Below are 20,192 nucleotides of genomic sequence, written 5' to 3'. Positions count from 1 at the left end.
GGTCGGCCTAAGAGTTTGTGGCGGATGCCGCTCCGCGGAGCCTGGCGGCGTTTTCCGAGGTGTCTCCTTTCGGTGAACGACGGAAAGTGGGTGGAGCGTGGCGGGTGTCTTTCCAGGTGGAGACGAGAGCGATGGCCTGCTCGGGGTTGGCGCGGGGGTCGCACAGCGTGCTGCGGAGGCCGGTGGCACCTTCCAGAGCGCGGAGGTCATCCACGCATTCGAGGACTTCGTCGGGGGTCGTCTCCAGGTGAAGTCCGCCGGCGACGCCCCCCTCGGAGGCGACGGCACGGCGGAATTCCCGGATCTCGTGGGCCATCGTGGGCAGCAGTCGGGTCTTGTGGCCATGCGGGCCAGTGACGGTGTTGCCGTGCATGGGGTCGCACAGCCAGATGACCGGGTGGCCGGCGCGGGCGACGGTCCGGACGAGCGGGGGCAGGCGATGGGCGACGGCGTCCGCACCCATTCGGGAGATGAGCGTGAGACGTCCGGGTTCGCGTCTGGGATCGAGGCGCGTGCATAGGGCGATGATCTCGTTTTCGGTCATCGTGGGGCCGACCTTGACGGCGACGGGGTTGACGACGTCTGTGATCAGCTCGACATGGGCGCCGCCGAGCCGGCGAGTGCGTTCGCCGATCCAGGGCCAGTGCGTGGAGCCGAGCAGGTATTGGCGGTCGCCGAGTCGGCGTGTCAAAGGGAGTTCATAGTCCAGCACAAGGGCTTCATGGCTGGTCCAGACGGCGGATTCGGTATCGAACGCAACGGAGTCCTGGAGGCCGGCGGAGGACCCGTGCCATCCCAAGTGGGCCATGACATCGCCTGCGGTCATATAGGCGGATAGCAGACGCAGCGGGTCGTGGCGGCGGCTGTCGGGTGTGGGCAGCGGAGAGTTGATCATGTGACCGCGGTAGACGGGCAGTTCGCGGCCGGCCACGTTCTCCAGGGGATGAGAACGAGGCTTGGCGAACTGGCCCGCGATGCGGCCCACGCGCAGCACCGCTTTGCCGGTGTCGAGTTTCAGGGCGGCGGTGAGGAGGTCGAGCAGGGCGGATTTGCGCCAGACGTGCTCGGCCGTGCACTCATCCGGGTTCTCCGCGCAGTCGCCGGCTTGAATCACCAGCGCTTCGCCCTGAGCCACTTGCGCCAGGAGCGTGCGAAACCTGAGAACGTCGGAAAGTCGGACCAGGGGCGGACGGCCAGCCAGGACCGCCCGTGCTCGATCGGCAAGTGCTCTGTCCGGCCATTCGGGTTGCTGGTCGGCCGGTTTGCTCGTCTGCAGGACAGGACTTTGCCTCAAAACGGTCTCCAGGTTATGTATCGGTCGGAAAATACAGTCCATGCCAGCCGGCATGAACAACTCCGGCGGACCTGCATGAAATTCTTGACCGCATGCCGACGATAGGAGGCGGACGAGGGTGCGCTCAATGCGTCTCATCCGCGCCAGGGGGGGAGCGGGACGGAAATAGGGGGTGCCTGGGAGGGAGGGGCGCCCGGGATGCGCTTTGTCGGCGCGGCCCTACTCGCACGTGAGCACTGGTAGAGACGTTGCAACGGCAGACCTCGCCTGCCGCGTTCACGGGTGATCCCCCGAAACCAACACTCGTGGACCCGCTGTTCACCCGGCCGGCGCACGCAGCCCACCGGCTCGGCCGGTCCGATAGGTGACGCCACCACCAAGCCCGATCCCGCACCAGCCAATACCGGGGATAAGCCGCAACCCAAGCATGAGGATCGCGATCAACAGCTGGAGTATTAGGGGTTGTTAGGGGCTGATGCATTTCCCCGTTGTTGGGGAGCATGAACGTGAATGCGGACCGGCGCAAGCCCTGGGGCGTAGCGCGCCCGAATGCTATAGGTCGTGGTCCGTCTGGTGGGAGCACGGCAGAGAACTCCGGTCGTTCTTCGTTTCCCGGAGCGCCGCCAACGACTGGGAGCAGTCAGTCCTATGCATCTTCTTGTCAAAGGAATCCAGCATCGGGTGACCGGTGAGATCCAGGTACCGAACTCCAAGTACCACGCGCACCGTGCACTGATCCTCGCCTCTCTCGCCGACGGGGAGAGCCGCGTCCACGGGCTCACCGAGGCCCGGCATGTCGAGTACACCGTGAGGATGCTGCGCGGGCTTGGGGTGAACATCACCCGCCAGGCCGACACCTTCGTGGTGCAGGGGCTCGGTGGCCGGTACCGGCCCCTCCGTGCGGAGGTCTCGGCCGGGAGCTCCGGCACCACGCTCTACTTCATGATCGGGCTTGCGTCCCTGTCGGACCGCCCAGTTGCGATCACGGGACAGAAGTACTTCCGGCGCCGTCCTGTGGGACCCCTGCTGCAGGCACTCGAAGGGATGGGCGTCCGGCTGCGGTCGGCGGACGGCTGTCCCCCCGTCCACGTCGAGAGCCGCAGGCCGACCGGGGGGCACGTAGCCATTCCGGGCACATTGTCCCAGTGGATATCCGGGCTGCTTCTGCTCGCGCCGTTCGCCACTGGGCCCACCACCATCGAGGTGGAGGGGGAACTCAACGAACGCACTTACCTGGAACTGACGGTCGCGATGATGCGGCAGTTCGGTCTCAGCGTGGTCGTGTCGCCGGACTGGCGGCGCTTCGAGGTGGCCCCGGACCAGACGCCGCGGGCCGTCGAGCTGACGCTGCCCCCGGACATCGGCTCGGCGGCTTTTGGGATCGCCACCGCCGCGCTGCACCCTTCCGACGTGCTGCTGCGCGGTATTACGAGCCTTGACGGCGGGCCGGCCGACCACCCTGAGTTCCACTTGCTCGACATCGCCCGTGCCATGGGCGTGCCGCTGGATAAGGATCAGACGCCCGGCGGCGTGCGCATCCGGCAGAATGCGCCGTCACTGAAGGCAGTCGAAGTGGACTGCCGCGACGTACCGGACATGCTGCCGATCCTCGCTACCCTCGCCACCTTCGCGCACGGCGAGTCGGTCTTCCACAACATCGCGCACACCAGGCTGAAGGAGTCCGACCGGGCCGCCGCGATGCTCCAGCTCAACTCCATGGGCGGCGAACTGAAGCTGACCGAGGACACCCTGACGGTGCGCGGAGTACGAAACCTGGCGGGCGCGCGGCTGTCGTCGTACAACGACCACCGCGTGCTGATGTCGCTGGCTGTCGCCTCATCGCGGGTACGCGGCCACTCCACACTGACCTACCCCAATGCGTTCCGCATCTCCTACCCGGGGTTCCTCGACGCGATGAACACCATCGGGGTGCCGATGACGGTGGAGGAAGGCACCGAGCGCACCACCGCACGTCCCGGCCGGGGAAGCGCTCCGACGGCGACGACTCCGGACACTGCGGCTCGGGTCACCCTGCCCGCATGGCTTGAGCGGCACGCCGAGTCCCGCCCGGAGGACACCGCTGTCGTGGACGTGGGGGAGGACGGGGACCTTCTCATCACCTGGCGTGCGTTGGCGGACAAGGTAGAGCGGGCCGCGGCGCTGTTGCTGAGACTCGGCGTGCGGCCCGGGGACAACGTGGCGTACCAATTGCCGAATCGCCTGGAGTTCGTGGTGCTGTCGCTGGCGGCCCTGCGGGTCGGCGCGGTCTGCTGCCCAGTCATGCCGTTTTACCGGGAGCGGGAACTGGGGTTCGTGCTCCAACGGTCCAGGGCACGCGTCCTGGTCGTGATGGACGAGCACCGCTCGCGGCGCCCCGCTCGGGAGGCCCTGTCACACCTCGCCCCACGGTCCTCGCATCTGGAACATGTCGTCGTGGTGGGCCGGTCGGACTCCCACCGGTTGCCGCAGGTGTCGACGAACGGAGTCTCCGTACACGACTGGACGGTGGCTCTGGACGCGACCCCGGTCGACCGGACGGCGCTCGACGCGATCGTGCCGACGGCGGACATGACGGCGCAACTGCTGTTCACCTCGGGCACCACGGGCGAACCCAAGGGCGTCACGCAGCCGTCCGCGAACCTGGTCCGGGCTGCCGCCATGGAGATCGGGCACCTCGGCCTCGACGCCGCCGACACCGTGTGGGTGCCCTCCCCGCTCGCCCACCAGACGGGGTTCCTGTACGGCATGGTGCTGGCGATCGTGCTCGGCGTGCCGCAGATCCTGCAGTCCGAGTGGGACCCGAAGCGCGCCGTGGTCTCGCTGAACGCGCACAAGGCGACTTTCGTGCAAGCCGCCACGCCCTTCCTGTCCGATCTGGTGAAGGCTGTCGAGGACACCGGGGAGGTACCGCGTCACCTGCGGATGTTCGTGGCCACCGGGGCCACCGTGCCGCGTGGTCTGGCTGAACGCGCGAGTCTGGTGCTCGGCACCACGGTGTGCGGAGCCTTCGGCACCACCGAAACCTGCCTCGGCTCGCTGTCCGTGCCGGCCGATAAACCGGGGCAGTGCTGGGGCACCGACGGCCGCGCGTTCGGCGGTATCCGGCTGCGCGTCACCGACGACGAGGGCCGGTTCCTGCCCGCAGGAACCGAGGGCAACTTCGAGATACGTTCGCCCACCGTCTTCTCCGGCTATCTGGATCGGCCCGACCTGACGGCGGAGGCCTTCACCCCGGATGGCTGGTACCGCACCGGTGACCTCGCGGTGATCGACGAGAACGGCTTCGTCCGGATCACAGGGCGGGTCAAGGATGTGATCAACCGCGGTGGTGAGAAGGTCCCGGTCGCGGAAGTGGAACAGCTGCTCTTCGGACATCCATCGGTCGACGATGTCGCGATCGTGGCCATGCCCGACGACCGCCTTGGTGAGCGCGCCTGTGCGTTCGTGGTGTTGAGGCCCGGCACTGAGTTCGGCTTCGACGACATGCGGCGGTACCTGGACGGACATCAGGTGGCGAAGCAGTACTGGCCTGAACGGCTCGAACGGGTCGCTGCCCTGCCGCGCAACCCGGTTGGCAAGGTGCAGAAGTTCGAACTGCGGGCCAGGGCCCGCGGCCTGAGACCGCACGACGTGTAAGACGGCCAAGTGGGCCAGGAGAGTCGGCAAAGGTAAGGAGACACAGAGCAGATGGTGGACGAGGAGCGGTTCGACCGCGTCCGGGACGAGGTCGGGCAATGGGTGCGAGGGCCGGGCGAACGCTGGGCCGAACGCATCGAGGAGACCGGCGAGGTCCCGGAGGCGCTGTGGGCCGAGCTGAACGGACTGGGGTTCCTGCGGATGGCAGCTCCGGTCGAGTACGGCGGGCAAGGGCTCGGGTTCGCCCAGTGGATGGAGCTGATGGAGATCTTCTCCCGCTCCCACGGGTCCATCCGCATGATCGTGCATGTCGTCAACGGTATTTGGCGGTCCATGGACGGACATGCCTCGGACGACCAGCGCAAGCGGTTTGTCGTCCCCTCGGTCATGGGCGAGATCAAGATCGCGTTCACGCTCACCGAACCCGGCAACGGAACCGGTGCGGACATCACCGCCTCGGTGACGCGTGAGGGGGACACCTACTACCTCTCCGGTCGAAAGCACCTGATCACGTTCGGGATGCGCTGCGATTACTACCTGCTGGCCGCACGCCTGGCGGATACCAGTGGGCACAGGGGCACGGTCGCTCTGCTGGTGCCCCGCGACGCGCCTGGGGTACGGGCCGAGGACATCTCCGACACGATGGGAGTCACCGGCACCGATCATGCCTCCCTCGTCTTCGACCGCACGCCCGTACCGGTGGACCACCGCATCGGCGAGGAGGGCGAGGGGCTGGACGTCTTCCTCGGCGGGTTCCTCACCCCCTCGCGGATCTCGGTCGCCATGAGCTGCGTCGGACTGGCCCGGCGAGCTCAGCAACTGGCCTTCGACCACGCGCGTACCCGGGTGACCTTCGGCAAGTCCCTGACCGAACGTCAGGCGATCCAGTTCATGCTCGCCGAGAACGCCACCGACATCGAGGCGGCCAGACAACTGGTGCTGCACGCCGCACGTCGCTTCGAGGCGGGTGCCGACGACGCGTCGATGCAGTCCTCGATGGCGAAGATGCACGCCGTGACGATGCTGACCACCGTCACCGACAAGGCCCTCCAGATCCACGGCGGGCTCGGCTACTGGAAGTCCCAGACGATCGAGCGCGTATACCGGGACGCCCGCGCCCAGCGCTTCGAGGAAGGCACCAACGAGGTGCAGAAAGCCGTTGTGTTCCGTGAACTGCTGCGGCAGGGCGCCGCCACCGGAGGGGGAGAGCGTTGACCCGTGACAGCAGCAGGACACCGGAGACCGGGACGGCTCCGGTCTCATTGATCACGGGCGCCTCGCGCGGCATCGGTAGGGCGCTGGCGCTCACCCTCGGCCGCCAGGGCTGCACCGTCGTGGTCAACTACAAGAAGAACGCCGACCTGGCGGAGAAAACCGTCGCCGATATCGAGGAGGCCGGCGGTCGGGGTCTCGCCGTTCAGGCGGATGTGGAGACCACAGAGGGCGTCCGCGTGCTCTTCGACGAGGTAGCGCGCCGCTGCGGGCGCCTGGACCACTTCGTGGCGAACGCGGCGGCCAGCGCGTTCAAGAACATCGTCGACCTGGGTCCGCACCACCTCGACCGCTCGTACGCGATGAACGTGAGGGCATTCGTCCTCGGCGCGCAGGAAGCCGTCCGGTTGATGGACAACGGCGGTCGGATCGTCGCGCTGTCGTCCTACGGCTCGATCCGCGCCTACCCGACGTACGCCATGTTGGGCGCGATGAAGGCCGCGATCGAGGCGTGGGTGCGGTACATGGCCGTGGAGTTCGCGCCGTACGGCATCAACGTCAACGCGGTGAACGGAGGCCTGATCCAGTCGGACTCACTGGCCTATTTCTACAGCGTCAAGGGCATGCCGGACATCGGCGGCGTGCTCGACCGTATACCCGCCCGGCGTCGCGGTACCGCCCAGGAGATGGCCGACACCATCGCTTTCCTGCTGGGCGACGGGGCCGGGTACATCACGGGCCAGACGCTGGTGGTCGACGGCGGCCTGAGTGTGGTCGCGCCGCCGTTCTTCGCCGACGCGGGCGAGGATCTCCGGCTGCCGCCCCGCCCGACGCGGGACACCTGAGCGGCAAGGGGCACAGTGTGTACGACCATGTCTTCCGGCCCGGTGTCATCGGCCCGCTCGGGCTCGCGAACCGCATCGTCATGGGTGCCATGCACCTCAACCTCGAGACCGCTGACGACGGGGGCGAGGCACTCGCCGCCTTCTACGCGGAGCGCGCGGAGGGCGGTGCGGCCCTGATCGTCACCGGCGGCACCGCTGTCAGTTCCGTCGGCGTGGGCGGCCATGGGTACGGGCTGATCGGGAACCGTAGGCACATGGCGGCGCTCTCGGCCGCCGTGCGCGCGGTACACGACCGGGGCGGACGGATCGCCCTCCAGCTCTTCCACGCCGGGCGGTACGCGCTCCTGGGCGTCGACGAGGGCCGCCCGCTCGCCCCCTCCGCGGTCTACTGCCGCTTCTCACAATGCACCCCGCGCGCAATGACGCTCGAGGACGTCGCCTCGACGATCGCTGACTTCGCCGCGGGCGCGGGAGCCGCGCGTGAACTCGGTTTCGACGCCGTTGAGGTGATGGGCTCCGAGGGCTACCTGATCAATCAGTTCACCGCACCGCTGACGAACCGCCGTGACGACGAGTGGGGCGGTGATGGCGGGAGACGGCGCCGGTTCCCCGTGGAGGTACTGAGCGCGGTCCGCGCCGCCGTCGGCACGGACTTCCCGGTTCTGTTCAGGATCTCCGGGGCGGATCTGGTAGAGGGCGGTACCCCCGAGGAGGAGGTCGGCGCCCTCGCCGTGGCACTGGCGAGGGCCGGCGCGGACGCGCTCTCGGTCGGCGTGGGTTGGCATGAGTCGCGGGTGCCCACCGTGCAGGCGCAGGTCCCGGCGGGTACCTGGGCGTACAGTGCCGAAGCGGTGAAGAGGACGTTGCGGGCGGACGGCATGGGCTCCGTGGCAGTGATCGCGGCCAATCGTTTCAACCGTCTCGAACAGGCCGAAGAGGTGCTGGCCGCCGGCGGGATCGACTTCGTGGCCATGGCCCGGCCCTTCCTCGCCGATCCGTGGATCGTCGCCAAGTCGGCCGCAGGCCGGTCCGACACCGTGAATCTCTGTATCGCCTGTAACCAGGCGTGTATCGATCGCTCATTCGGCTCCGACCCGGTGTCCTGCCTCGTCAACCCCAGGACCGGACACGAGACGGAGTTCCCGCCCGATCCCGCGCGTGGCGGTGGTCCGCGGCGCGGTCGCTACGCGGTGATCGGCGCGGGGATCGCCGGTTTGGAGGCGGCGCGGGCCCTCGGGGGACTGGGCCACCAGGTGGAGGTCTACGAAGCGTCCGCAGAGCCGGGCGGCCAGTTCCGGCTGGCCGCGCGAGTACCGGGGAAAGCCGACTTCGCTCAGACCGTCCGGCACCATGTGAGCGAACTGCGGGAACTGGGCGTGACCTTGCACACCGGCCGCAGGGTCGGCCCCCAGGACATCCCTGCACTGCGGGAGTTCGAGGGAGTCGTGCTCGCCACGGGCGTGGTTCCCGCGCGGCCAGCCCTTCCGGGCGTGACACTGCCCCATGTCCTGGACTACGGCCAGGTTTTCGAGGACCTCCCGTCCCTCGGCCCCAAGGTCGCTGTCATCGGCGGTGGCGGTATAGCGATCGACCTGGCGCACTGGCTCACCGCTGAGCCGGGCACCGGGTCCACACCGGAGGACTTCCTCGCGCGGTACGCCGTGCGCAAAGGGAGCGGTGCGACGACCCTGGCGCAACCCGTGCCCTCCCGGCGAGGCGCCCGTGAGGTGACACTGATGCGGCGGGGAAGGAAGATCGGCCACGGCATCGGCCCGAGCACACGCTGGGTTGTCATGGGGGAGCTGCGATCCGCCGGGGTCCGCATGTTGACCGGCGTGACGTGCCGGGAGATCACCCCCGATGGGGTGGTCGTCCGTGATGCCGAAGGGGAGCGGCTCGTCGCCGCCGACCATGTGGTCCTGGCCGTGGGCCAGCGGCCCGTGACGGACCTCGTCGCGCTGTTGCGCGATTCCGGCGTGCCGTTTGCCGTCGCCGGCGGTGCCGCTGGCGTCGAGGGTCTGAACGCTGTGAGGGCCACCGCGGAAGGGCTGCGGGCCGCGCACCGCGTCGCGCGCGTGCCGAGCGAGAACAGGGGCGGATAGGGGATGGAAGCCCTGCCGGATCGATGCGGAAAATCGTGCATGCCTTCGGCGGAGCGGGTGGCTCGGCGAACCTCTCCGACAGGACAGCCGCGGTGCACGGCCCCGCCGGCTGGTGCTCCGGCCGCCCGCACCTCCACCTCTTAGGCCTGTATGCACCCAGCACCCGACCAAGGGAAAGCAGAACATGTTCCGTTCGCTGCGCGCGCTATGGGGAGGACGGCACGTCCGTCGGCTTCTGCCGCTGTCGTTGCTCGCTCGAACCCACCTCAGTGCCCTGCCGGTCGCTCTGTCGTTCCTGATCGCCGACTGGACCGGTTCGTACGCCAGCGTGGGTCTGCTGTCCGGCGGGATGGCGGTTGGACAGGCGGTGGCCGGTCCTGTGCGAGGACGAATCGCCGACCGCGACTCCCTCACCACCGTCCTGTTCGCAACGGGTGTCGCCTACGCGACGGGGCTCGGTCTGTTGATCGCCGTGGCCGGGCTGGCGCCGGCGAGTCTGTGGCCGGTCGCCCTGGTGATCGCCTTCTGCACGGGGCTGGTCCTGCCGCCCGTCTCTCAGATCTCCCGGTCGGTGTGGCCGCGACTGGTCGAGGACGACCAGCGGGACGCCCTCTACACGCTGGACTCCACCGGATACGAACTGGTCGCCATGGCGGGACCTCTGCTGGCCACGACAGTCGTGACGCTGTGGGGCGGCCCGGCCGCCGTGGCTGTCTGCGCCGTACTGGCCACGGGTGGGGCGATGGTCTTCGCGCTGGTGCTTCGTGCGGCTGCTCTTGAGCATGTCGAGCCGCGCGGCCAGGCGGAGCCGGGCGAACCGGCGAAGCGGAGGTCGCTGCTGCGTGATTCGGTCTTCCGGCGCGCGGTGCTCGTGGCGTTCTTCCTGATGGCTGCCCTCTTCTCAGTGAACCTCTCACTCGTGGCCTGGGGCCGCGACAGAGGCGAGGCGACCACGGCGGGAGTACTGATCGCCCTGTTCAGCCTGGGTTCCGCCATCGGTGGACTGGCTGTCGTCGGACGTGGCCGCAAGCAGAACAGCGGGCGCAGTATCGGGGTGCTCGTGGTGGGTCTGGCTGTGCTGGCGGTGCTGCTGCCGCCCCTCTCGGAGCAGACCCCGGTGTGGACGCTCGCGGTGGCGACGGCCCTGACGGGGACGGCGGTAGCCCCGAGCCTCGGGGCGAGCAACGCCCGGATAGGCGATCTCTCGCCGCCCGAGCGCCGCGCCGAGGCGTTCGGCTGGCTGGCCACGGCGACCACCGGCGGAGTCGCCCTGATCATGCCCATGGTGGGCTGGCTGCTCGACGAGTGGGGACCGACGGCGTCGATCGGCCTCGGCGCGGTCTCCGCGCTGGTCTCCGCTGCCCTGGCCGTCAGCCTGCCGCAGCCCGTCCGGTCCGAGGCCGCTGTGCCGGCCAGCGAGGTGAACTGAGCATGCGAGTAGTCATTCTGGGCGCCACGACACGTCTCGGCGCCCGGCTGTCGGAGACCCTGCTCGCTCATGGCGTGACGCCGGTGGGTCTGATCCGCAGGGTCGAGCACGCGCCCCGGTTGCGGTCGGTCGGCGTCGAACCCGTAGTGCTCGGCGCCGACAGCAGCGGGGTGGCGGAGAAGGTCCTGGACGCCATGGCTGGAGCGGGCGCGGTGGTGCTGGCCGCGGGCACCGGGCTCGGATCCGGCCCGCCCGCGGCTCTGTCCCCGGCAGCTTTGCTGGCCCTCTCGGCCGAGCGGGCCGGGGTCCGCCGCTTCGTGCTGGTGAGCGCCATGCTGCCGAGCGAGAGCGACCGCGCGGCGCTCGGCGAGGATCTGCCCGCGTATCTGAGGGAGAAGGAGCGGGCGGAACTCGCCGTGCGGGAGCGGGACCTGGACTGGTGCGTGCTGCGCCCCGGGGAGCTGAACGATTCCCCGCCCACCGGACGGATCCGGCTGTGCGCCGGTCCCGACCCCCGCCCCGATGACCCCCTCGGCCGGGCCGACATGGCCATGACCATCGTGGAGGCGCTCGTCGCGCCGGAGGTGGTGCACAACGTGCTGGCCGTCACCTCCGGTACTCGGGAGATCCGAGCAGCCCTGGCGGAGCTGAGTCCTTGTGTATCCGGATCTCACCTTTTCTCGTCGTGAATGAACGGTGGAGTGAGCAGTGTTCAATGACAAGGCCGACGCGACGACCACCGAGCGGGAAGGTGACCGCCGGGAGCCGATCGCCGTGGTCAGTGTCGGCTGTCGCTACCCCGGTGGGGTGAGCGGAGCCGACGACCTCTGGCGCGTCGTCGTCGAGAAGCGGGACGTCGTCTCGGCTCCGCCCGCCAACCGCGGCTGGGATGTGACGGGTCGGAACGACCCGGATCACGGGGCGCAAGGCCGCAGCCGTGCGGGTGGCTTCCTTCACGACGCCGACCTGTTCGACGCAGCGTTCTTCGGGATCTCCCGCCAGGAGGCAGCAGCCCTCGACCCCCAACAGCGGCTGATGCTGGAGGTTTCATGGGAAGCAGTGGAGAACGCCGGCATCGATCCTCGCTCCCTGCGCGACTGCCGGATCGGGGTGTTCCTCGGATCCAGCGTCCTGGACTACTCGGACGTGCACGCTGCGGCGGGCGAGGTCGCCTCAGGACATCTCGTCACGGGTACGAGGGGCGCGCTGGTCTCCGGACGCGTTACCGGCACGCTGGGGCTGCGCGGACCGTCGCTGACCGTCGACACCGCCTGTTCCTCCTCGTTGGTCGCCCTTCATCTGGCCGTGCGGTCGCTGCGCGACGGGGAGTGTGTGGCAGCCCTCGCGGGTGGGGTGACAGTGATGTCGACGCCGAGCACCCTCGTCGACCTCGATGCCCGCGGGCTGCTGGCTCCCGACGGGCGGTGCAAGGCGTTCGGCGTCGGCGCGGACGGCTTCGGCCTCGGCGAGGGCGCCGGCGTCCTGTTGCTCGAACGGCTCTCGGACGCGCGTCGGAACCGCCACCCGGTGCTCGCGCTGATCCGTGGATCAGCGGTCAACTCCGTGGGCGCGTGCGAAGCACCGGACGGTCCGACACTTTGGGCGACTTCGGCCAGAGCGGCGCAGGAGCGGGTGATGCGTGACGCGTTGGCCGCGGCCGGCGTGCCGTCCGGTGAGGTGGACCTGGTCGAGGCGCACGGCGCGGGCACCCGTCTGGGCGACGCGATCGAGGCCGAGGCGCTGACGGCGGTCTACGGCACGGCCCGCAAGGCGGACGATCCGCTGGCGATAGGTTCGGTGAAGTCCAACTTCGGTCACACCCAGGCCGCCTCCGGCGTCGCCGGAGTGATCAAAGCCGTGATGGCACTCCGGCACCGCACGTTGCCGCCCACCTTGCACGCCGACGAGGTCACACCTGAGTCCGACTGGTCGGCGGGCACGGTTCGGCCAGTGACCCGGGCGCTGCCGTGGAGCGACATCGGGTATGCCCGGCGGGTCGGCGTCTCGTCCTTCGGACTCGGCGGAACCAACGCGCATCTGCTGCTGGAGGAGGCTCCCGGGGAGCCGTCGGGCGGGGCGGCGAGCGGGGCAGCGGCCCAGGACACCGGAGCCAGGCGTGAGATGTCCGGTTCTTTGCTGCTGCCTTGGTTGCTCTCCGGGCGATCGGCGCGGGCGCTGGCCGCGCAGGCGGCGGCGCTGCTCGACTGGACGGCCCGCCGACCGCAGCCCGAACCGCCGCACGTGGCGCGGGCGCTGGCCACCACCCGCAGCCGGTTCGAGCACCGCGCGGTCCTCCTCGGCCCAAACCTCGGTGAGCTGCGCGCGGCGCTTTCCGCGCTGGCCAAGGGAGACGAACATCCGGACGCCGTGACCGGCGAGGCACGCGGGACCGGCCGGATCGCTTTCCTGTTCTCCGGTCAGGGCAGCCAACGGCCGCGCATGGGTGTCGAGTTGTATGAGACCTTCCCCGCCTACGCGAAGGAGTTCGACGCGGTCTGCGCCGAGCTGGACCAACATCTTTCAAGACCGCTGCGAGAGATCGTCTTCGCCGACGCCGGTACGGCGGAGGGGGCGCTGCTGGACACCACCGAGTTCGCCCAGCCAGGGCTGTTCGCCGTCGAAGCCGCGCTGTTCGCGTTGCTGGACTCGTGGGGTGTACGCCCCGACCTGCTGCTCGGCCACTCCATCGGCGAACTCGTCGCCGCGTATGTCTCCGGGGTGCTGTCGCTCGCCGACGCATGTGCCGTGGTGGCCGCCCGAGCACGTCTGATGCAGGCGTTGCCGCCGGGTGGCGCCATGGCGGCGCTGCAGGCATACGAGTCCGAGATCGTCGACCTGCTGCGGGAACGCGCGGACCAGGTGGGCATCGCCGCGGTCAACGGCCCGCGATCCGTGGTCGTGTCCGGCGACGAGGACACGGTGACGGACCTGATCGAGCGTTGGCAGGCCCGGGGCAGACCCGCGCGGCGGCTGAACGTCAGTCACGCCTTCCACTCGCCGCGCATGGACGGCATGCTCGACGACTTCCTCCAGGTCACCTCGTCGGTCGAGTACCACGCGCCCTCCGTCCCGGTGGTCTCCAACGCCACCGGCGAACCAGCCTCCGCAACCCAGCTGTGCGACCCGCGCTACTGGGTGGACCACGTGCGCGGCACCGTCCGCTTCGCCGACGGTGTGCGCACCCTTGTAGCGCACGGCGTCACCACCTTCGTCGAGCTCGGCCCCGACAGGGTGTTGGCGACCATGGCCGCGGACAGCCTGGACGACCGGGACAACCTGAGCGTGGCGGTGCTCCACCGTGACCGGCCCGAGCCCCGGTCCGCTCTGACCGCCCTGGCCCGGCTGCACTGCCAGGGCGTCCCGGTGGATCTGGCCTCACTGCTGCCCCTCCATGGTGCCCACGTCGACCTGCCGACCTACCCCTTCCAGCGGGAACGGCACTGGCTCGACGCCGCACCACGGGCGACGACCGGTGACGACCCGCGCCTGCGGCGGCTTGTGTCCCGGGGCGACATCGCAATGGTCGCCGCCGAACTCGGTGTAGGGGAGCACGCGGGCCTCGCTGAGCTGCTGCCCGCCCTGGGCCGGTGGTGCGACCGCCCGGACACCGACACCGGGTCGGCTCTGCCGGCCGTCTCGGTCCTCGACCGGTCGGCAGAGCCGGCCCCGGCGTCGTCCCCTCGGGCCGCACCGCCTGCCGGTCCGGCGGCGGGACCGGAGCCGGTCCTGGCCGAGATCGACCGGGTGGGCGAACTCGTCGCAGGCCACCGTCTCGACGAGCAGGGCAGGGCGACGGTCGTGGCCCGGCTGCGGGAACTGGCCAGGGCACTGTCGCCCGCTCCGGTGGGAGACAACTCGTCGGTCGAACTGGCGAACGCCGACGCAGACTCGGTCCTCGCCTTCATCACCAGTCAATTCGGCATTGGGCCCGATTCGGAAGCGGAGTGACCATGGCCAGCGAGAGCGAACTGCTCGACTATCTGAAAAAGGTAACCGCGGAGCTGCACGAGACCCGCGAGCGCCAGCGGATCGCCGAGGAGAAGGCGGCGGAACCGATCGCCGTCGTTGGCATGGCCTGCCGGTTCCCTGGCGGTGTGACGAGCGCCGAAGACCTGTGGCAGGTGGTCGCGGAAGGACGGGACGTCATCGGTGACTTCCCCTCCGACCGGGGCTGGGACGTCGAGGCGCTCTACGATCCCGACCCCGCCCGGCCCGACACGTCGTACGTGCGCAGCGGCGGTTTCCTCACCGACGCGGCCGGCTTCGACGCGGAGTTCTTCGGCCTGTCGCCGCGTGAGGCGCTGGCGATGGACCCGCAGCAGCGGTTGCTGCTGGAGACGTCCTGGGAGCTGTTCGAGGGACTGGGTGCCGACCCCGCCGACCTGCGTGGATCGCGTACCGGGGTGTTCGTCGGCGCCGGACCCCAGGGCTATGTCAGCGCCGCCACCCAGTCGGCCGATGAGGTGCGAGGCCATCTCGCGACGGGCAATGCCCTGTCCGTGGCCTCCGGTCGGATCTCCTACCTGTTCGGGCTGGAGGGACCCAGCCTGACGGTGGACACGGCGTGCTCGTCGTCCCTGGTCGCGCTGCACCTGGCCATGCAGTCGCTGCGGAGGGGCGAGTGCTCGCTGGCCCTGGCCGGTGGCACCACGGTGATCAGCAGCCCGCTGGTGTTCGTCGAGTTCAGCCGTCAGCGCGGGCTGGCTCCCGACGGACGCTGCAAGCCGTTCTCCGCGTCCGCCGACGGTACGGGATGGGCCGAGGGCGTCGGGTTGATCGCCGTGGAACGGTTGTCCGACGCCCGCCGTAACGGCCACCCTGTCCTGGCGCTGGTCCGGGGCTCGGCGGTCAACTCCGACGGGGCGTCCAATGGCCTCACGGCCCCCAACGGACCCGCGCAGCAGCGGGTCATCCGCCAGGCGCTGGCCGACGCGGGGCTCTCTCCCGTCCAGATCGACGCCGTGGAGGCGCACGGCACGGGAACCGTGCTCGGGGACCCGATAGAGGCGCAGGCACTCCAGGCCACCTACGGTCAGCGACCGGTGGAGCAGCCGTTGTGGCTGGGATCCCTGAAGTCCAACCTGGGTCACACGCAGGCCGCCGCCGGTATGGCCTCCCTCATCAAGATGGTGCAGGCGCTGCGCCACGAGTCGCTGCCGAGGACCTTGCACATCGACCAACCGACCCCCCATGTCGACTGGAGCGACGGCGCTGTACGGCTGCTGACCGAGGCGCGGCCATGGCCTGCCGGGGAGCGCACCCGCCGTGCGGGCATCTCCTCGTTCGGCATCAGCGGTACCAACTCGCACGTGATCATCGAAGAGGCCCCGCCGGAGCCCGACGACACATGGCCGGAGCCAGCCGCCGGGCCGGTCGTCTGGATGGTCTCGGCCCGCACTCGCGCGGCGCTGGTGGATGGGTGCGCCCGGATCGCGGCCGCGGTGTCCACCGGTACGGCCGCCGGCGCGTCGGCCGCCGAGGTGGCCACCGCACTGGCGGGACGCGCCACACGGTTCGCCTACCGCGCCGCCGTGGTGGGCGAGGACATCGGGACACTCGCCGCGCGACTGCTGAGCGCACCCGTCGCCGGGGGGCCCGTGGAACCGTCCGCGGTCACCCTGCGACTGACCGGTGAACCGGCCGACGCCGCTGACATCCGGGATCTGCGCGATACCTTTCCGCCCTTCGCCGACGCGCTGGCGCAGGCCGCTGCCGAACTCACCGCAGCGACTGGTGAGGATGTGCCGGCCGCGATCGAGAAGGACCTGGACGGGCGGCTCGTCTCGCTCACCGGATGGCTCGCCCTGCTGCGCATGTGGCGTCACCTCGGCGTACAACCTGTCGCCGAACATGGCGACGCCGCCCGCGCCGCCGCCTACCTCGGCGGGGACTGCACCCTCCAAGAAGCACTCGACGGGGACGACCCGGCGCAGGCGACCCCCGCCGAGGGCGAGGGACCACAGCTGGAGAGCGGCTTCGGACCTCACCACCGGTGGACCAGGACGGAACTCCTCGCCGAGCTCGCCAGGCTGTGGGAGGGCGGGGTGCCGGTGGACTGGAGGCGGGTCTTCCCCCGGACGGCGGTGCGGCCGGTCGTGCTGCCTCCGTACCCCTTCCAGCCCACCCGGTTCTGGCCGGACGAGCCGTCCGCCGCCGATGTCGCGACGGCCGGTCTGCAACCCGCCGGGCATCCGCTGCTCGGGGCCCTCACCACGACCGTCGACGGCACGGGGGTTTCCGCGTTCGGCCGGCTGTCGCTGTCGACCCATGCCTGGCTGGGCGACCACGTTGTCGGTGGTCAGGTCTTTCTGCCCGGCACCGCCTTCGTCGAGCTCGCTCTGCATCTGGGCCGTGTGACCGGCTGCTCCGGGCTCGACGAACTCGTGCTGGAAACCCCGCTGGTGCTGGCGGCCGAGGGCGCCAGGCTGCTGCGCGCCGAGATCAGTGGACCGGACGACCGGGGCCGGCGGGAGATCTCGATGTACTCCCGTGAAGAGGAAACGGCGCGTCAGGAAGGAGCGGACGGGGGCAAGGGCTGGATCCGGCACGCCACCGGCACCCTCTCCACGACGGTGGCGTCCGCGGCCACCCGGTCCGCCTTGCCGCCTGCGGATGCCGAGCAACTGGACATCGCCGGACTCTACGACCGTCTGTCGGCCGCCGGACTCGACTACGGACCGCGCTTCCGGGGTCTCATGCAGGCCTGGTCCGACGGCGAGGCTCTCTACGCGAAGGTCCGGCTGCCCGACGAGGCACACGGTCAGGCACGGCGGTTCGCTCTGCACCCGGCACTGTCCGACGCGGCGTTGCACACGCTGGCCCTGCGCGGCGGAAACGAGAGCACGGGCATGCTGCCCTTCCTGTGGCAGGGCGTCACCCTGCACGCCACCGGTGCCACCGAGCTGTGGGCACGACTGAGCGGCGGAGTGGACGACACTGTCACGCTCGACCTGGCGGACGGTGACGGGGTGCCCGTCGCCACCGTCACCGGGCTGACAGTGCGTCCGATCGGCTCGGCCGACTCCGCGCGGGACGCCGTCCGGGACAACCTTTTCCGGGTGACATGGGCCGACGTGGGCCCCGCACCTGAGCGGGAGCACGTGCGGTGGACGACGGTCGGCGGCACCGGCACGCCGGCCTTCTGGCATGACGCCGTGCCAGACCTGCGTACCGCCGCATCGCTGGGTGCCGTGCTCTACGGTGACGAGGATCCCGGTGAGGCCGTGCTGGTCTGGTGGCCGATCGCCGAGCCGGATCCGGGGGTCGCGGTGGCCAAGGAAACCCGACGCGCGCTCGGTCTCCTGCAGGAATGGCTTGCCGACGAGCGCACCGGCGACAGCCGGCTCGTTGTCCTGACCCGCGGCGCCGTGGCCGCCACTCCGGTGGAACAGCCCGATCCCGCGCAGGCCGCCGTATGGGGGCTGCTGCGGTCGGCGCAGTCCGAGCACCCCGGCAGGCTCGTCCTGGTGGATCTCGACGGCCGGGAGTCCTCGTCCGCCCGGCTGCCGGCCGTGCTGGCGCACCGGGAGGCGCAGTACGCCGTCCGCGACGGCGAAGTGCTCGTGCCCCGCCTCGTCCCGGCGGACCTGTCCATGCCGCCAGAGACCGAGCCGGAGCCCCCGGGGGAGGGGCAGGTGCTCGTTGCGGTGAGGGCGGTGTCCGGCGGCGGCGCGGCCGGTTCGGTGCTCGCGGCCGGTCCGGATGTTACCGATGTCGCCCCCGGCGACCGGGTACTGACCGGCGAGCGGGTCACCGACGAGCGCACGGTCCCAATGGACGCGCGGACACTGCGTGTCGTGCCCGCCGGCTGGTCCTACCCGCGCGCGGCGTCGGCCGCCGCGTATCTGCGTGCTGCCGGGGTGCTCGCGCGGGCACCGAAGGACCGGCCGGTCCTGGTGCACGACGTGACCACGTTGCTGGATTACGCCGTGGTCGCGCTGGCCCGGCACCGGGGCCTGGAGGTCTTCGCCACCGCGGCGCCCGTCGCCCGGGCCCTGCTGCGTGCCCTCGGGATGGACGTCGGCCACCTCGCGTCCTCGCGCACAGAGGAGGCAGCTCATGTCTTCGCCCCGTTCTTTCGCGACCGGCCGGTCGGACTGGTCCTCAACCTTCCTGAGGAGGACGACTCCGCCGAAGAACCGGCCGCAAAGGCCATCCACCGGCTCACCGCCGACGACACGCGGTTCGCCGCCGTGCGGGACTCCGGGACCGGCCCCCTGCCTGAAGCCCTCGACGAACTGCCGGAGTTGCCACGACCCGCAGCCAGCGATGGCGAGGTCCTGTCCGGCTCGCGGGTGCGTACGACCGCACCTGCCTGGGACCCATTCGGCACTGTGCTGATCACCGGTGGCACCGGAGGACTCGGCCTGCGGGTCGCCCGCCACCTGGCGGAGGTACGCGGAATGCGCCGACTGCTGCTGCTCAGCCGACGAGGGGCCGACACCCCCGGCGCCGACCGGGCACTGCGGGAACTCGCCGAGCTGGGCGCCGACGTCCGGGTCCACGCCGGTGACCTCACTGACCCGGCGGCCCTCAGGGCCGCGCTCGCCTCGGTGCCGCCCGAACACCCACTGACCGCCGTGGTGCACGCCGCCGGCGTGATAGACGACGGTGTCCTGACAGCGCTGACCCCGGAGCGTTTGGAGACGGTGCTGGCACCCAAGGCCGAAGCCGCCTGGGCGCTGCACGAGGCAACCGAGGACCTCGACCTCGCGGCATTCGTGTTGTTCTCCTCGGCGGCCGGTGTGATCGGTGCGCCCGGACAGGGCAACTACGCCGCGGCCAACGCGTTCCTGGACGCGCTGGCCCAGCACCGTCGGGCGTCGGGGCTGCCTGCGGTGTCCCTCGCGTGGGGGTTGTGGAAGGAGGCCACAGAGCTGACCCGGGACGTCACGGATGCCGACGTAGGACGGATGGCGCGCGCCGGGCTCGGCACGCTGCCCACCGGGCTGGGGCTCGCTCTGTTCGACGCGGCGACCATCGGCGACGGGGACGCGCTGCTGGTGGCCGCTCCCTTCGACCGGCGCACCCTGCGGATGAGGGCAGCCGATCCCGGCCTGCCCACGCTGCTGCGACGGCTGGCCGGTGTCCAGGGCGGCGGTCACGACGAAGAATCCGCGAGCACCCTCAAAACGGAACTCGCGGGCCTTCCGGAGGCCGAGCGACGAGGCCGAGGGGTGACGCTGGTGCGGCAGATGGCCGCGGAGGTGCTCGGCTACGGCTCGGCTGCGGCCGTCGCTGCCGGACAGACGTTCACCGAACTGGGCCTGGACTCCCTGGGCGCGGTCGAGCTGCGCAGCCGGTTGACCGCGGGCACGGGCCTGACTCTGCCGGCGACGCTGGTGTTCGATTTCCCGACACCGGCCGCGCTCGCGGACCGCCTGCTGGTGCTGCTGGAGCCGCCCGCACCCGTCTCACCCCTGGACGCCGAGATCGACCGACTGGCCGAGACGTTGTCGGCGCAGCAGCCGGACGATGCCGAGCGTCGCCGTGTCACCGCGCGGCTGGAAGCACTGCTGTGGGGGTGGTCCGACGGCCACACGGCCACATCCCTGCAGCCTCCCGCGCAGGACCTCGACACCGTCTTCGAGGGCGAGAGCGACGAGGACATCTTCGCCCTGGTCGACCAGGAACTCGGCACGGACTGACCCTCTCGTCTCCGCTCCCCTCGCCCT

Annotated in this window: 9 protein-coding genes; 8 read left to right on the top strand and 1 reads right to left on the bottom strand. The window is 70.4% G+C overall.

Features of this window, described 5'->3' with window-relative positions:
• Positions 1-7 precede the first annotated feature (7 nt).
• Entirely contained in the window at positions 8-1,336 is a 1,329-nt protein-coding gene (locus ABZ855_RS36775) for a 3-deoxy-7-phosphoheptulonate synthase (RefSeq protein WP_360814468.1), read from the bottom strand.
• A 606-nt stretch (positions 1,337-1,942) separates the two neighbouring features.
• Between ABZ855_RS36775 and aroA the strand changes: the two genes are divergently transcribed.
• From aroA to ABZ855_RS36735, 8 genes are all read left to right on the top strand, one after another.
• Positions 1,943-4,930, top strand: coding sequence for a 3-phosphoshikimate 1-carboxyvinyltransferase (gene aroA, locus ABZ855_RS36770; RefSeq protein ID WP_360814408.1), 2,988 nt, complete (start codon positions 1,943-1,945; stop codon positions 4,928-4,930).
• 51 nt (positions 4,931-4,981) lie between these two features.
• Entirely contained in the window at positions 4,982-6,145 is a 1,164-nt protein-coding gene (locus ABZ855_RS36765) for an acyl-CoA dehydrogenase family protein (protein ID WP_360814406.1), read from the top strand.
• The gene (locus ABZ855_RS36760) at positions 6,142-6,987 is read left to right on the top strand and encodes an SDR family oxidoreductase (RefSeq protein ID WP_360814404.1); all 846 of its coding nucleotides are present in this window, start codon (positions 6,142-6,144) and stop codon (positions 6,985-6,987) included. The genes ABZ855_RS36765 and ABZ855_RS36760 overlap by 4 nt, the downstream gene beginning before the upstream one ends.
• Positions 6,988-7,004: 17 nt before the next feature.
• The gene (locus ABZ855_RS36755) at positions 7,005-9,089 is read left to right on the top strand and encodes an FAD-dependent oxidoreductase (RefSeq protein WP_360814402.1); all 2,085 of its coding nucleotides are present in this window, start codon (positions 7,005-7,007) and stop codon (positions 9,087-9,089) included.
• Between the two features lie 184 nt (positions 9,090-9,273).
• A complete protein-coding gene (locus ABZ855_RS36750) occupies positions 9,274-10,518 on the top strand; it encodes an MFS transporter (protein WP_360814400.1) in 1,245 nt (414 codons plus the stop codon).
• A gap of 2 nt (positions 10,519-10,520) precedes the next feature.
• A complete protein-coding gene (locus ABZ855_RS36745; protein WP_360814398.1) occupies positions 10,521-11,207 on the top strand; it encodes an NAD(P)H-binding protein in 687 nt (228 codons plus the stop codon).
• Positions 11,208-11,226: 19 nt separating this feature from the next.
• On the top strand, positions 11,227-14,466 hold the full coding sequence (locus tag ABZ855_RS36740) for a type I polyketide synthase (RefSeq protein ID WP_360814396.1): 3,240 nt from the start codon (positions 11,227-11,229) through the stop codon (positions 14,464-14,466).
• A 2-nt stretch (positions 14,467-14,468) separates the two neighbouring features.
• Positions 14,469-20,165, top strand: coding sequence for an SDR family NAD(P)-dependent oxidoreductase (locus tag ABZ855_RS36735; protein ID WP_360814394.1), 5,697 nt, complete (start codon positions 14,469-14,471; stop codon positions 20,163-20,165).
• Positions 20,166-20,192 lie beyond the last annotated feature (27 nt).

The sequence above is a fragment of the Streptomyces sp. NPDC047042 genome (assembly GCF_040644035.1).
Classification (GTDB): domain Bacteria; phylum Actinomycetota; class Actinomycetes; order Streptomycetales; family Streptomycetaceae; genus Streptomyces.
Note: the sequence above shows the minus strand (reverse complement) of the source record. Positions and strands in the feature narration are given on the sequence as shown.